Raw genomic sequence first — 13,856 nt, 5'->3', positions numbered from 1 at the left:
AACGGTACTCCTGACGGTACAGTTGATCCGTGACATGGCGCAGGACGGAGAGGACCGACGACCGGTACCAGGCGATGGCCGACCGGGTCGCGGCCGAGGTCATCGCCGGGTACTCGACCTCCTTCACCCTGGCCACGCGCCTGCTGTCCCCACCGGTGCGCCGCGATGTCTGCAACCTCTACGCCGTCGTCCGGATCGCCGACGAGATCGTCGACGGGGCCGCCGAGTCCGCCGGGGAGGACGCCACGGGCATCCGCACACTCCTCGACACCTACGAGGACACCGTGCTCGGCGCCGCGGACCCCACCGCCCCTGCCTTCCACACCGACCCGGTCCTGCACGCTTTCGCCGGCACCGCCAGGCGCTGCCACCTGGACCCGGCGCACCTGCGGGCCTTCTTCGCCTCGATGCGCGCAGACCTGGACCCCGGCGTCCACGATGACGCCAGCCTCGCGGAGTATGTCCACGGGTCTGCCGAGGTCATCGGCCTGATGTGCCTCGACATCTTCCGGACCCACGGTGACGTGACGGCAGATCCGCAGTGGCTGGCGGAAGGGGCAGCATCGCTCGGATCGGCGTTCCAGAAGGTCAACTTCCTGCGCGACATCGGCGCGGACATCACCGTCCTGCACCGCCATTACCTGCCGACCGCCTCTGACGGGACACTCACCGAGCACGCGAAGAACGCCCTGCTCGACGAGTGTGTCGTGGAACTGGACGCCGGGTGTTCGCGCATTCCGGCCCTGCCCCGGGGAACCCGCGCCGGGGTGGCCGCCGCTGCCGCGCTCTACCGGGCACTCGTCGACCGTCTGCGGGAGACCCCTGCCGCCGACCTCACCGGTGCGGACGCGGTACGGGTCAGCGTGCCCACCCGGGTGAAGACAGTCGTGACCCTGCGTGCCGCCGGCAAGGCGGTGCTGTCGTGACGCGGGGATCACAGCGTGCCGTCGTCATCGGCGGCGGCGTGGCAGGACTGGCGACCGCCGGTCTGCTCGCCCGCAACGGGTATGCGGTGACCCTGCTGGAGAAGGGGGACACCGTCGGCGGTCGTGCCGGGTCCCTCACCGTCGACGACGCCCCGGGGTTCCGCTGGGACACCGGCCCGAGCTGGTACCTCATGCCCGAGGCCTTCGACCGGTTCTTCGGACTCATGGGCAGCTCGACGGAGGCGGAGCTCGATCTGGTGGACCTGCATCCGGGGTACCGCGTCCTGCCCGAGGGGCTGGATCCGGTGGACGTGCCCGTCGGGGAGGATGCTGTGGCGTCCCTGTTCGAAAGGATCGAACCGGGGGCGGGGGAGACGGTCCGCCGCTACCTCGCCGAAGCCGGCGACACCTACCGCATCGCCGTCGACCGGTTCCTCTACACCCACTTCTCCTCGCCGCGTCCTTTCCTTGGACGGGCGGTGCTGCGCCGGGCAGGACGCCTGGCCCGCCTGCTCAGCGGTTCGCTGGAGAATCTCGTGAACGCGCGCTTCACGGACCGTCGACTGCGGCAGATCCTGTCCTACCCCGCGGTGTTCCTGTCTTCGCGGCCGTCGGCGACACCGGCGCTCTACCAGCTGATGAGCTACACCGACCTGGTCCAGGGCGTGAAGTACCCGCTCGGCGGGTTCACCGCGGTGGTGGACGCGGTGCGACGCCTCGCCGAAGACAACGGCGCCGACATCCGTACCGACGCGGAGGTCACCGGGATCCGGACCGACCGGGCGTCCGCCAATCCGTTGCGCCGGATCCCCGGACTCGGGCGGATCTGGCCGGACCGTGCCCGGGCGACCGGGGTGGAGCTCTACGACGGGACGGTGCTGGACGCCGACCTCGTCGTCAGTGCCGCCGACCTGCACCACACGGAGACCGTCCTGTTGCCGGCCGGACTGCGGACCTGGCCGGAACAGCACTGGACGCGGGTGGACGCCGGTGTCGGTGCCGTCGTCGTGATGCTCGGGGTCCGTGGTGGACTTCCGGAGCTGGCGCACCACACCCTGATCTTCAGCGAGGACTGGACGCCGGACTTCGCGGCGGTCTTCGAGCGCGGCGGGGCCTCCGATTCCGTCTACGTCTCGAAGCCTTCGGTGACGGATCCGGAGGTCGCCCCGGACGGGCACGAGAACCTTTTCGTGCTGGTCCCGGTGGCTGCGGATCCCGGGCTCGGTGGAGGGTCGGCCTATGCGTCGGACGGGGTCGGCTCGGCACGGGTCGAGCAGATCGCCGATGCCGTGGTGGATCTGATCGCCGAGCGCGCCGGGATCGACGACCTGGCGTCCCGCATCGTGGTGCGCCGCACCCTGGGGCCGGCGGACTTCGCCGGGCGGTACCACTCCTGGCACGGCTGGGCACTGGGCCTGGCACACACCCTGGGTCAGTCGGCGTTCCTGCGCGGGACGAACCGCTCGCGTGCGGTGGAGAACCTCTACTACGCCGGGTCGACGACCACACCCGGGGTCGGGGTGCCGATGTGTCTGATCAGCGCGGAGAACGTGCTCAGTCGACTGGGGTAGACCGGGGTAGAAGCGGGCTCGGCAGACATGACGGAGCCCCGCACACCCTGAGTCGTGTGCGGGGCTCTCAGCGTCGTCCGGCGTCGCCCGGGGAGCGGGGACTAGTAGATGAAGACCTCGTCGCCCTCGTGGAGCTGGTTGAAGAAGGCGTCCGAGTCGCTGCCACCGAGGTGGATGCAGCCGGCGGAGTCGACGTTCGGGTTGCCCTGGTGGAAGGCATGGCCGGACCAGGTGAAGTACACGGAGTTCGGCATCGGGGCGTCGTTGAACTCGCGGCTGACCTCGTCCTTGACCTTGTAGGTCACGTGGAAGGTGCCGCGCGGGGTCTCGGTGTCCGCGCCCGGGGCGCCGGAGGAGATGTAGACCGGACCGTAGACGGTGTTGCCACCGTCGGTCAGCCAGGCACGGCGACCGTCGAGATCGACGCAGGCCTTCGCGGTGGCGGGGCACGGCGTGTTCGTCGTGTCGTTCCAGGCGTCCTGACGGGCCTGCTCGGCAGCAGCGGCCTCGGCGGCGGCGCGGGCGGCCGCGCGCTCGTCGAGGGCGCCCGGGGCGACGGCGTTGGTGAGGTCGGTGACGCCCTGCTCGTAGACGTCACGGAATTCCTCCGGCACCTGGCCGGACTGCTCCAGAGCACTGTCGTGGGCGTCGAGCGCGCCATCGGTGACCTGCGCACGGAGGTCATCGAGTGGGTTTGCCATGGCGGGGGCGGCACCGAGGCCGGCCAGGGCCGCCGTGGAAGCGCCGACGAGGGCGATGTTCCGGCGGGTGTGGGTGTGGGAGACCGCGCGGTGGCGTCCATGGTAGGTGTAGTTCGTAGTCACGGGGACACACTTTAGCTGTTCAGGGGGTGGTTGACCAGAACTCAGTCGGCTATGGGGCGGCGGTGTCGGCGAATCCCCGGCAGTTCCACAGGTAAAGTACAGGAGGTATGCACCCGTTTTCCGGGGTGTCTGTCCACACTAGGAAGCATGACCGTGCCGCTGACCCACCAGAATCATCAGACAGTTTCCACCCACGACACCCGGGTACTCGTCGTCGATGATGAAGCCAATATCGCCGACCTCATCAAGGCCCGGCTGGAGTTCCAGGACTTCGACGTGCGTACCGCCAACGACGGTGCGTCCGCCCTGGAGATCGCCGAGGACTTCCAGCCGGACGCCTACATCCTCGATGTCATGATGCCGGGGATGGACGGCTTCACCGTGCTCAACAAGCTCCGCGAGGCCGGCGACGAGGCTCCGGTCCTCTTCCTCACCGCCAAGGACGCCGTCGACGACCGTATCCACGGCCTGACCCTCGGTGCCGACGACTACGTCGCCAAGCCCTTCGCCCTGGAGGAGGTCATCACCCGACTGCGGGTGATCCTGCGCCGCGTCCACCCGGAGGAGAAGGAGGACGAGTCACTGATCACCTACGCCGACCTCACCCTCTCCGACGACATGCACGAGGTGACCAAGGGAGGGCAGGTCGTCGACCTCTCGCCGACCGAGTTCAAGCTGCTGCGTTACCTCCTCATCAACGCGGAAGTCGTGGTCTCCAAGGCGAAGATCCTCGACGCGGTGTGGGAGTACGACTTCGGCGGCGACGGCAATGTCGTCGAGTCCTATGTCTCCTACCTGCGTCGGAAGATCGACACGCAGGAACCGCACCTGATCCACACTGTCCGTGGTGTGGGCTACGTGCTGCGCATGCCGCGCAACTAGGACGCAGACGAGCACGCAGACCAACACGCAACTGACGCAGAACTGAGGTACCGACCTGTGGTGAGCATGCGGTCCGGCGGACGGGCGGGGACGAAGGACAGGAGCGCGCGCCGCTATCCGGGTGTCTTCCTGTCCCACTTTCCGCTCCGGGTGTCGCTCGTTCTCGTCATGACGACGATGGCGGCTCTGGGGCTCGCCGTCTCCGGTGCTGTCGTCAGCGGGATGATGCAGCAGTTCCTCACCAACCGGGTGGATGACCAGCTCACCACTGCCACCCATGAGTGGGCGAACGGTCCGGTGGAAGACCTGGAGGCCCAGGCGACCGGTAAGCCGGGGCCGTCGAGTCCGCCGAGCCAGTTCTACGTGGCGACGATCGTCGAGGTCGGACCATTCAAGAAACCGGTCCCCTCCAATAATCCTCAGGAGGGAAGATCCTCCCCGGATGTCTCGACGATCACCGAGGCCACGCCACCGGTGACAGTGCCCGCGAGTGACGGGTCGGAGAACTCCGCGCCGTGGCGGGCCGCCTCTGTGGTCAACGACGACGGGCAGGTCGTCGTCATCGCATTGCCGATGGCGGGCGAGTACCACATCATGAGCCAGCTCCTCGTGGTGCTGGTGACGATCGGCGTCATCGTCCTGGTGCTGCTGGTGGCGGGAAGTCTCTACCTCGTCCGCCGTGCCCTGCAACCGCTGTACCTGGTCGAGCGCACCGCCGGGCGGATCGCCAAGGGGCAGCTCGACGAACGTGTTCCGGAGTGGTCACCGAATACCGAGGTCGGTCGCTTGTCCGGCGCACTCAACCGGATGCTCGCCCAGATCCAGGGCGCGTTCATCGCCACCAACCGTTCCGAGAGGCAGGCGCGCGAGGCCGAGTCGGCGATGCGTCGCTTCATCGGGGACGCCTCCCATGAACTGCGTACCCCACTGACCAGCGTCCGCGGGTATGCCGACCTGTACAAGTCCGGCGCCACCCGGGACGCCGACATGGTCATCGACCGCATCTCTTCGGAGGCCGGCCGGATGAGTCTGCTGGTCGAGGACCTGCTGACCCTGGTGCGCATGGATGAGGGACGCCCGATGCGCCGCGAACCGGTGGATCTGCTGGACCTCGGTATCGCCGCGGTGGAGAACGCCAAGGCCGGCTTCCCGGGCCGCTCCGTGTCCCTGTCCAACCAGACGCGCTCGATCCCGGTGACCATCGGCGATTCCGACCGGCTGCACCAGGTCATCGGAAACCTCATGACGAATGCGCTGCGCCACGGTGGGGCGGACGCCTCGGTGACCCTCAGGCTCACCCAGTCCGACCCTGGCGTCCAGCCGGCGACGGTGGGGGTCGATGTCATCGACGACGGTGCGGGTATCCCGGCCGAGGATGTGCCGCACCTGTTCGAGCGCTTCTACCGTGCCGATGTCTCCCGTTCGCGGGCGTCCGGCGGGTCGGGACTGGGCCTGTCGATCGTCAAGAGTCTGGTCGAGGCCCACGGCGGAACGATCACCGTGGAGAGCGAGCTCGGGGAGGGCACGACATTCCACGTGCGCCTTCCGGCGGCGGCCGAGATGCTCGACGAGAGTGAGATCGAGGAACTCTAGCTGAGCGCCTCGGCGACGAGGCGTCCGACCCATCGGCTGTACGGCAGCTTCTCGTGGGGAATACCGTCGATCTCGATGACCTCGGTGGGGCCACGGTGGGCGGGCGTTCCGGAGGCGGCGTCCTCGTCGGTGAAGGCCCGGGCCCGGTCGGCGGGGATGTAGGCGTCCCGGAGTGTGAGGATCTGGGTGACCGGGACCGTCGAACGGGTCGCGTAGTTCATCAGCGTCGCCATTTCGGGGGAGTCGGCGAGATGCCCGCGCCAGGCGGGGACGATGCGGGTGGCCAGCGGCATGATGCGCCGGAACCCGGTGATGCCGCGGAAGTCCGCGCCGATGCCGACGACGCGTCCGACCCTGCCCTGCAGTTCCGGGGTGCCGGACGCGGCGAGGGCCAGCAGACCACCCTGGGAGTGTCCGACGAGGTCGACGGTGCCGGCGTCCGCAATGATGTTCGCGAGCTTCTCGCGGATTTCGGTGAAGTTACGGCGCAGCGGCATGGTGCCGTGATGGCCGTAGGAGACAGAGAGAACGGGATGGCCGGAGTCCTTCAGTGCGGCGGCGACACCGGTGAAGTTGCTGCGGGAGCCGACCGCACCGTGGACCAGGACGACCGGCCGGGTCGCCGGGTCGTCGGTGCGGGGATAAGGACGCCGGTGGCGGGATTCGGCCCAGGCGTCATCGGGCAGGAGATCGGGCAGTCGGCCCAGAAGTGGAATGTTCACTCCAACTATGGTGCCACCCTCACTCCCGGCGGCGGACCGGTGCCCGGTCGTGGGAGGAGACGGCGCCGATGACAGCGCCGGTGGCCCAGGCCAGCACCGGTCTCACGAGTTTGCATCACCGTTTGATCGGATCCGTGGCAGAGAACTGCTGAATCGGTGACGCAAACTCCGGGTCACATGGTGGTGGAGGAGAAGCGGAGAGCCCTGTCCCCGCGCGTCCTCCCGTCACTCCAGCGTGTCCTCCAGTGCCTCCACCAGCCGGCCGTGCACGATGCGCTGCACTTTCGGGTCCGAGGGCATCTCGTTGTGCAGGACGCGACCGGCACCCAGATCCTGGACGAACTCATTGGTGACCTCGACGGGGACCCGGTCACCGGTGTCATCCGTGGCGTCCGGCTCCAGGAAGCCGGACTCCGGCGGCACGACCGTGGTGTCCACCTTCGTGGCGAAACAGGTGTAGCGCACTCCCGGCCGCGTCTCCGGCGAATAGGACAGGTCCCCCAGCAGCGGCGACCCGACGACCTGCTGCATCCCGGCCACACCCATCATCCGTGTCACCGTCGTCTCGGCGACCTTCGCCGCGAGTTCATTCGCGGAGATCAGCGAGGTCAGCTGTGCACTCATCGTCGTTCCGTGGTGCGGCGCGGACAGCGTGACCAGGTGGTGGACCTTCGTGTCGAAGTCCATCTGGTTGATGAGGTACCGGGCCAGCAGACCACCCTGGGAGTGGGCGACGATGTCGACCTTCTCTGCTCCCGTCGCCGAGAGCACCTGGTCGATGTACGCGCCCACGTCCTTGGCGGACTGGCGGATCTCGCCGGTGCCGTGGCGTCCGTAATCGGGGGCGAAGACCACGAACCCGTCGTCGCGCAGATCGGTGACCAGGTTCTGCCACACCGACTTCGAGGAGATCGTGCCGTGGACCAGAATCACCGGGTACGGCCGGTACGCCGGCGGCTTCGCATGCCACAGGTCGTCGACGTACCCGGCGAAACACTGCCGGGCGCCCATCGGCACCGGCTCCTCTCCCGGCGGCTGCGGGGCCAGCTTGACCAGCCGCGACGTGAACCCGAAGGTGTTGCGCAGCCCGGCCGAGAACGAGGCCAGCTGCTCCGCCCACGAATGCTGCTCCGGATCGGCGGTCTCCTCGGCCGCCGCAGATGTCAGCGCATCGATATACGGGGCGAGGTCGTCGTCGGAGTTGCCGGTGTTCACGGTCTGCTACTCGCTGACGCCGGAGACACCACGGGACTGCAGGCCGAGACGGATTTTCGCGGCCGCCTCCTCCATCTGCACCGGATCGGTCTCGTCCATGCCGAGGGCGTTGGCGAGGTTGTAGCCGGACATGTCGGCGGCGGGGAAGACGTGGATGTGGGTGTGCGGGACCTCGAACCCGGCGATGAGGTAACCGGCGCGCGGGCACCCGAACTGTTCTACGATCGTGGCCCCGACCTCCTGGGCGACTTCGTTGAGATGGGCCCACAGTTCGGGGTCCAGGTCGGTCCAGCGGTCGACCTCCTCGACCGGCACCACGAGGGTGTGCCCGTAGGCCACCGGCTCGATGGTCAGGAAGGCGACGACGGTCTCGTCGCGGTACACGAAACGGCCGGGGATCTCGCCGGCGATGATCTTGCTGAAGACAGATGCCATGCTGCCGATCGTAGTCACACTGGAGCCGTTAAGATCGGAAGTCATGCGCACACTCGTCATCGGCAACGGAGCCCGCGAACACGCCCTGGCCTATTCCCTCTCGCTCGACCCCTCGGTGACGGAGGTGCACGTCGCCCCCGGTAACCCGGGCATCGGTGGCGTGGCAACCCTGCACCCCGGTATCAGGGGGGAGGACGCCGCGGCGGTCGTCGCACTCGCCCGGGAGCTGACCCCGGACCTCGTCGTCATCGGCCCGGAGATCCCGCTGGTCGCCGGTGTCGCCGACGCCCTGCGTGCCGAGGGCTTCGCCGTCTTCGGTCCCTCCGGATCCGCCGCCCGCATCGAGGGCTCCAAGGCCTTCGCCAAGGGGATCATGGCGTCCGCCGGTGTGAAGACCGCCCACGCCGAGGCCGTCGGCCCGGGTGCCTCCGACGAGGAGATCGGTGCCGCGATCGACCGCTTCGGACCGACCTGGGTCGTCAAGGATGACGGACTCGCCGGCGGCAAGGGCGTGGTGGTCACCCCCGACCGCACCGCCGCGGTGCAGCACGTCCACGATGTCCACGCCGCCGGTAACCCGGTCCTGCTCGAGAGCTTCCTCGACGGCCCTGAGGTCTCCCTGTTCTGCCTGGTCGACGGCGAGACCGTCGTCCCGCTGCTGCCCGCCCAGGACCACAAGCGTGTCCGCGACAACGACGAGGGCCCGAACACCGGCGGCATGGGTGCCTACACCCCGCTGCCCTGGCTTCCGACCGACGGTGTGCAGCGCATCGTCGACGAGGTCTGCGTTCCCGTCGCGAAGCAGATGGTGAAGGAGGGCTGCCCGTTCTCCGGTCTGCTCTACGCCGGTCTGGCCTGGGGTTCGGACGGTCCCGCAGTCGTCGAGTTCAACTGCCGCTTCGGTGACCCGGAGACCCAGGCCGTCCTCGACCTGCTGAAGACCCCGATCGGCGGTGTGCTGGCCGCCGTGGCGAACGGTACCCTGGCTGACCTGCCCCCGCTGGAGTGGGAGGACGGGTACGCGGTGACTGTCGTCCTCGCCGCCGGAGGCTACCCGGAGGCACCGGTGACCGGTGTGCCGATCGAGGGTGCCGCAGCCGGTGACGGGGGCCGTGGCGTCCGCGCCGCCGGCGTCGCCGAGGATCCGGCGCGGGAGGGCGGCCTGGTGTCCGCCGGTGGCCGCGTCCTCAATGTCATCGGTCGCGGGGCGACCCTGGAGGAGGCCCGCGCGAAGGCCTACGCCGAGCTGGAGACCATCGACCTGCCCGGTGGCCACTACCGTTCCGACATCGGCCTCGCCGCCGTCGAGGGCCGGATCGCGATCCCGGAGTAGCGCATGCGTCGGCATTCCCTGACCACACTCGCCGCCACAGCTGCCGCCGTTCTCGCCCTCGCCGCCTGCGGCAACGATGAGCCGACCGACACCTCCGAGGTCGCCCCGATGCTCCTCGCCGAGGAGGACGCACCGGCGGGCTACACGTGGAACAGCGTCTCCGAGGTGCTCACCGATTCCGGCGACGACCTCGGCCAGCAGCTGGACGCCGCGATGGCGGGTGTGACGACCGAACCGGAATCCTGCGCGGCCCTGGTGCCGAGCTCCGACTCGATCATCGCGGAACTCTACGACCATCAGGATGCCGTCGACGCCGTCGAGTTCCTCCCGGACGACGAGAATGATCCGGCGGTCATCGACGCGATCGTGTCCACCGCCGATGCCGGGGACACCGCCGACCTGGCGTCCGGGGAGATCGATGCCGGGGACTGCGGCGACTTCACCCGCACGGACTCCTCCGGCACGGAGACGACCTTCCACGCCACCGTGCAGAAGGCCTCGGTCGCCGACACCGACGACACCTCCGTCATCACCGTGCTCAGTGATTCCGCGACGCCCGGTGAGGAACTGGTCACCACCGTCGTCGGCACAGTCGATGACGTGCACTTCCGCGTCACCGCGGCAGGGGTCACCGACGTCGAGCTGCTCACCGAACTCGCCGAGAAGCAGGTCGCGCAGATCACCGGGACCCAGGAAGGGCAGGAGTAGATGTTCGGCAGGAAATCGTCGAAGACCCGACGGCAGTGGAAGGACGCCCCTGACCCGGGGACGGAGAGTATTGCTCCGGCCCGGCACCCGGACGCGGAGGCGGCGTCCTCGGTAGTGCGCCGGGTGTTCGTCGAGGTCGGTGGTGAGGATGTCGACGACTTCGATGTCGACGTCTCCGCGACGACCGGTCCGCTCACCGTGCGGTTGGAGGCGGTGTGGCACGGGACCGTCGCCCCGACGGCGGGGCTTGGGGCCGGGTCCGGTGTGGACACCGCGCTGAACAGCTGGAACGCGGGACACACGGTACCGCGGGCGTACGCCAGACTGGACGACTCCGACCAGATCCGGGTCTGTGCCGACAGTGTGATGACCTGCGGTGCCGGGGTGACCGTGCAGCAGCTCGACGAATGGATGCGCCGGGCGCTCGCCGGCCTGTCGGCGCTGCGGGAGTACCTCGGGCAGCGGTGGCCGGGCGCGGCGACCGACGCAGTCGCGGCACCCGTCGGGCAGGTCGCCGACGGCGACATCACCGCGCTCGTCGTCGACGGCAACCCCTACGGACTGCTCGGGGGCAAGACTCCGGCGGTGCTCCTGCCGCGGATCGGGGTCGAGGTCGTGGGCCGGACCGAGGTGAAGGAGTCGGGTGTGTCCGGTCGGCGCGGCAACGGCTATCTGCGTTTCGCCGACGGTCCTGACGTCGCGCTGCACGACGGCACCCTCAGTGTCTCCTCCGGCATCGCTCTCGGTACCCCGGGCAGCCTCGACCCGGACACGGTGGACTGGCTGCATGCATTGTGCGGCCGGGTCAACGCGCTGTCCGGGAGCGTCGTTGCGGTGTTCGACGGGGCGAACCTCACCTGTGCAGTCCACCGTCCGGTCGGGTCCGGGCTCTCGGACGCACAGCTCACCGATGCGGTGACCCGCGACCGGGTAGCGGTGCGGGAGACCGTGCTGATGCTGCTCTCCGAGATCCGGGAGGACAGCGCGGGCACAGACGGCGTCGAGGACGGGTCCGCCGATGCCTGAGGGGCATGTCATCCACCGCCTCGCCACGGGATTGACCACCAGGTTCGGTGGTGAGGAAGTGTCGGTGGTGTCGCCACAGGGGCGGTTCGCCACCGAGGCGTCCCTGCTCGACGGGTCGGTGCTCACCGACGCCGAGGCCTGGGGAAAGCACCTCTTCGTGCACTTTACAGCGGGCACGGTCCATATTCACCTCGGCCTGATCGGCACGCTGCAGTTCGAGCCCCTCGCCGCCCCGCGCGGGCAGGTGCGGCTGCGCATCGCCGATGACACGGTCGCCGCCGACCTGCGCGGCCCGCAGCGGTGTGCCCTGGTCACCCCGGTCGAGGAGGACGCCGCGGTCGCGAAACTCGGTGTCGACCCGTTGCGCGTCGTCGGTGGGGGCACCCCGGCCGGGGAACTCAACGCACGGAAGCTGGAGACGGCACTGGCGAAGACCCGACGCTCGTCGAAGCCCGTCGGGGCGCTGCTCATGGACCAGGCGCTCTACGCCGGTGTGGGCAGTATCTACCGCACCGAGGTGCTTTTCCGGCTGGGCATCGATCCGACGCGTCCGGGGAAGTCCCTGACCACGGCGGAGCTGGACGAGATCTGGTCGGACATGGTCGACCTCATGACCTACGGCGAGGTGGCAGGACGGATCGACACCGTCCGCCCGGAGCACACGCCGGAGGCAATGGGGCGTCCGCCACGCAAGGACGACCACGGGGGAGAGGTGTACGTGTACCGACGCGCCGGGTTGCCCTGCCTGGTGTGCGGGACGCCGGTCGAGACGGGGGAGATGGCAGGGCGGAAGATCTACTGGTGTCCGGTGTGCCAGCGGGGTTGACCAGACCCCCGTCGTAGATTTGTGAGCGACAGCACATTAGTGTGGTGTCGTTAACTCTTGACCGATCCAGTGGCGCACCCCATCGCCGCCCGACCTCACGGAGCCTTCATGTACCAACCTGATCTGGCACCGGTCGCGGACAACACCTTCCTGTCCGCGCTCGTCGCTCTCCTGCCCCTTCTCACGGTGTTCCTCACCCTCGGCGTCCTGAAATGGCGTGCCCACTGGGCTGGCCTGGCGGCACTCGCCGTCGCGCTCGTCATCGCGGTCGCCGCCTACGGCATGCCCGCTGACCTGGCGGGACTGTCCGCCACCCAGGGTGCGGTCTTCGGACTGTTCCCGATCCTGTGGATCGTCATCGCCGCGATCTGGTTCTACGAGATCACCGTCAAGGCGGGGAGGTTCCAGGATCTCCGCGCGGTCATCGACAGTATCTCGGACGATCCCCGCATCCAGGCCATCCTCATCGCCTTCTGCTTCGGCGGCATGCTCGAGGCGCTCGCCGGTTTCGGCGCGCCGCTGGCGATCACCGGTGTGATGCTCCTGGCCGTCGGCTTCCCGCGCATGCGTGCAGCCGTCGCCGTCCTCGTCGCGAACACCGCCCCGGTGGCCTTCGGCGCCATCGCCACCCCCGTGATCACCGCCGGCAACCTCACCGGCATCGACTACGAGCACATCGGTGCGATCATCGGTCGGCAGACGCCGCTCCTCGCTCTCGTCGTCCCGCTGTTCCTCCTGATCATCGTGGACGGACGTCGCGGCCTCAAGAACTGCTGGCCCGTCGCCCTGGCCGTCGGTGCCGTTTTCGCCGCCGCCCAGTTCCTGGCGTCCAACCACATCTCGGTCGAGCTCACCGACATCATCTCGTCGCTGGCGGGTCTGGCGACCGCCGTGATCGTGCTGCGCTTCTGGTCCCCGCAGGGCACCGCGGAAGCCACGGAGCGTCTCGGCATGGAGCGGGAGAAGGAGGACGCCGAGGCTACCGGCGAGAACGCGCAGATCGCGAAGGACGCCATGGGGGAGCGGGACACTGACCGCGAGCTCACCGGCGGTCGTATCGCCATGGCTCTGTTCCCTTACCTGCTGGTCGTCGCGGTCTTCAGTTTCGCGAAGCTGTGGACTCCGCTGAAGGACTTCCTGGCGGACACTGACCTCAGCTTCGGCTGGCCCGGACTCGACGGTGATGTGGCCACGGCGTCCGGGGAAGTCTCGACCGCCACGGTCTTCAGCTTCCAGTGGCTGTCGTCGCCGGGATCACTGCTGCTGATCTGTGGCGTCATCGTGGCGCTGGTGTACCGCTACCCGCTGACGAGCGCGGCGAAGCTCTACGTCGACAACGTGGTCAAGATGCGCTGGACGATCCTCACCGTCGTCTCGGTGCTGTCACTGGCCTATGTGATGAACCTGTCGGGTCAGACCATCACCGTGGGCACCTGGATCGCCGGTGCCGGTGCAGCCTTCGCGTTCTTCGCCCCGGTCCTCGGCTGGCTCGGTACCGCGGTGACCGGTTCGGACACGAGTGCCAACGCCCTGTTCGCCACGCTGCAGCAGACCGCCGCCGAGGGTGCGGACCTGGATCCGGCGCTGATGGTGGCGTCCAACACCTCCGGTGGCGTGGTCGCCAAGCTCATCAGCCCGCAGAACCTGGCGATCGTCGCGACGGCGGTGGGACTCGTCGGCAAGGAGTCCGTGATCCTGCGCAAGGTCGTGTGGTGGAGCATCGGCATGCTGGTCGCACTCTGCCTGCTCAACGGCCTGCAGTCGGGAATCCTAGAAGGTATGCTGCCGTAGGTTC

Annotated in this window: 13 protein-coding genes; 9 read left to right on the top strand and 4 right to left on the bottom strand. The window is 68.6% G+C overall.

The window, feature by feature from the left end; genetic code table 11:
- Nucleotides 1-29: 29 nt before the first annotated feature.
- Nucleotides 30-926, top strand: coding sequence for a phytoene/squalene synthase family protein (locus CVA01_RS05715; RefSeq protein ID WP_307723358.1), 897 nt, complete (start codon nt 30-32; stop codon nt 924-926).
- Nucleotides 923-2,497 (top strand): phytoene desaturase family protein, encoded by a 1,575-nt coding sequence (gene crtI, locus CVA01_RS05710; RefSeq protein ID WP_141329307.1) that lies wholly within the window; start codon nt 923-925, stop codon nt 2,495-2,497. Before CVA01_RS05715 ends, crtI begins: the two co-directional genes overlap by 4 nt.
- Before the next feature lie 101 nt (nt 2,498-2,598).
- Here the strand turns inward: crtI and CVA01_RS05705 are convergent, their stop codons facing one another.
- Nucleotides 2,599-3,321 carry a L,D-transpeptidase gene (locus tag CVA01_RS05705; protein ID WP_141329305.1) on the bottom strand — a complete coding sequence of 241 codons (723 nt, stop codon included), beginning with the start codon at nt 3,319-3,321 and terminating at the stop codon, nt 2,599-2,601.
- Between the two features lie 147 nt (nt 3,322-3,468).
- Between CVA01_RS05705 and CVA01_RS05700 the strand changes: the two genes are divergently transcribed.
- Together CVA01_RS05700 and CVA01_RS05695 are read left to right on the top strand one after the other, a co-directional pair.
- Nucleotides 3,469-4,203 (top strand): response regulator transcription factor, encoded by a 735-nt coding sequence (locus tag CVA01_RS05700; protein WP_141329303.1) that lies wholly within the window; start codon nt 3,469-3,471, stop codon nt 4,201-4,203.
- 66 nt (nt 4,204-4,269) lie between these two features.
- Nucleotides 4,270-5,796: a sensor histidine kinase gene (locus CVA01_RS05695; protein WP_244938176.1), complete on the top strand. Its 1,527-nt coding sequence runs from the start codon at nt 4,270-4,272 to the stop codon at nt 5,794-5,796.
- On the opposite strand, the gene CVA01_RS05690 is transcribed toward CVA01_RS05695, so the two are convergent.
- The 3 genes from CVA01_RS05690 to CVA01_RS05680 all read right to left on the bottom strand — a co-directional run bounded on the left by CVA01_RS05690 (nt 5,793) and on the right by CVA01_RS05680 (nt 8,168).
- A complete protein-coding gene (locus CVA01_RS05690) occupies nt 5,793-6,518 on the bottom strand; it encodes an alpha/beta fold hydrolase (RefSeq protein WP_014009080.1) in 726 nt (241 codons plus the stop codon). The two genes, CVA01_RS05695 and CVA01_RS05690, sit on opposite strands and share 4 nt — an antisense overlap.
- Before the next feature lie 225 nt (nt 6,519-6,743).
- The gene (locus tag CVA01_RS05685; RefSeq protein WP_014009081.1) at nt 6,744-7,733 is read right to left on the bottom strand and encodes an alpha/beta fold hydrolase; all 990 of its coding nucleotides are present in this window, start codon (nt 7,731-7,733) and stop codon (nt 6,744-6,746) included.
- 6 nt (nt 7,734-7,739) lie between these two features.
- Complete coding sequence (locus CVA01_RS05680) at nt 7,740-8,168, bottom strand: HIT family protein (protein WP_141329297.1); 429 nt, start codon at nt 8,166-8,168, stop codon at nt 7,740-7,742.
- 43 nt (nt 8,169-8,211) lie between these two features.
- Here CVA01_RS05680 and purD point away from each other — a divergent pair, with 43 nt between their 5' ends.
- From purD to CVA01_RS05655, 5 genes are all read left to right on the top strand, one after another.
- Entirely contained in the window at nt 8,212-9,501 is a 1,290-nt protein-coding gene (gene purD, locus CVA01_RS05675) for a phosphoribosylamine--glycine ligase (RefSeq protein WP_141329295.1), read from the top strand.
- 3 nt (nt 9,502-9,504) lie between these two features.
- Complete coding sequence (locus tag CVA01_RS05670) at nt 9,505-10,209, top strand: hypothetical protein (protein WP_073884606.1); 705 nt, start codon at nt 9,505-9,507, stop codon at nt 10,207-10,209.
- Entirely contained in the window at nt 10,210-11,235 is a 1,026-nt protein-coding gene (locus tag CVA01_RS05665; RefSeq protein ID WP_141329293.1) for a YbjN domain-containing protein, read from the top strand.
- Nucleotides 11,228-12,061, top strand: a complete 834-nt coding sequence (locus CVA01_RS05660) for an Fpg/Nei family DNA glycosylase (protein WP_141329291.1) — start codon at nt 11,228-11,230, stop codon at nt 12,059-12,061. The genes CVA01_RS05665 and CVA01_RS05660 overlap by 8 nt, the downstream gene beginning before the upstream one ends.
- A 108-nt stretch (nt 12,062-12,169) precedes the next feature.
- Nucleotides 12,170-13,852, top strand: coding sequence for an L-lactate permease (locus CVA01_RS05655; protein WP_141329289.1), 1,683 nt, complete (start codon nt 12,170-12,172; stop codon nt 13,850-13,852).
- Nucleotides 13,853-13,856: the final 4 nt, after the last annotated feature.

It is taken from the genome of Corynebacterium variabile, from assembly GCF_006539825.1.
GTDB classification, from domain to species: Bacteria; Actinomycetota; Actinomycetes; order Mycobacteriales; family Mycobacteriaceae; genus Corynebacterium; species Corynebacterium variabile.
This window is presented reverse-complemented; position numbering and strand designations above follow the sequence as displayed.

Excerpts from the sequence above, each read along its gene's own strand:
- purD (WP_141329295.1), top strand. The coding sequence starts at position 8,212 with ATGCGCACACTCGTCATCGGCAACGGAGCCCGCGAACACGCCCTGGCC.
- CVA01_RS05680 (WP_141329297.1), bottom strand. The coding sequence starts at position 8,168 with ATGGCATCTGTCTTCAGCAAGATCATCGCCGGCGAGATCCCCGGCCGT.
- CVA01_RS05660 (WP_141329291.1), top strand. The coding sequence starts at position 11,228 with ATGCCTGAGGGGCATGTCATCCACCGCCTCGCCACGGGATTGACCACC.
- CVA01_RS05665 (WP_141329293.1), top strand. The coding sequence starts at position 10,210 with ATGTTCGGCAGGAAATCGTCGAAGACCCGACGGCAGTGGAAGGACGCC.
- CVA01_RS05695 (WP_244938176.1), top strand. The coding sequence starts at position 4,270 with ATGCGGTCCGGCGGACGGGCGGGGACGAAGGACAGGAGCGCGCGCCGC.
- CVA01_RS05670 (WP_073884606.1), top strand. The coding sequence starts at position 9,505 with ATGCGTCGGCATTCCCTGACCACACTCGCCGCCACAGCTGCCGCCGTT.
- CVA01_RS05700 (WP_141329303.1), top strand. The coding sequence starts at position 3,469 with ATGACCGTGCCGCTGACCCACCAGAATCATCAGACAGTTTCCACCCAC.
- CVA01_RS05655 (WP_141329289.1), top strand. The coding sequence starts at position 12,170 with ATGTACCAACCTGATCTGGCACCGGTCGCGGACAACACCTTCCTGTCC.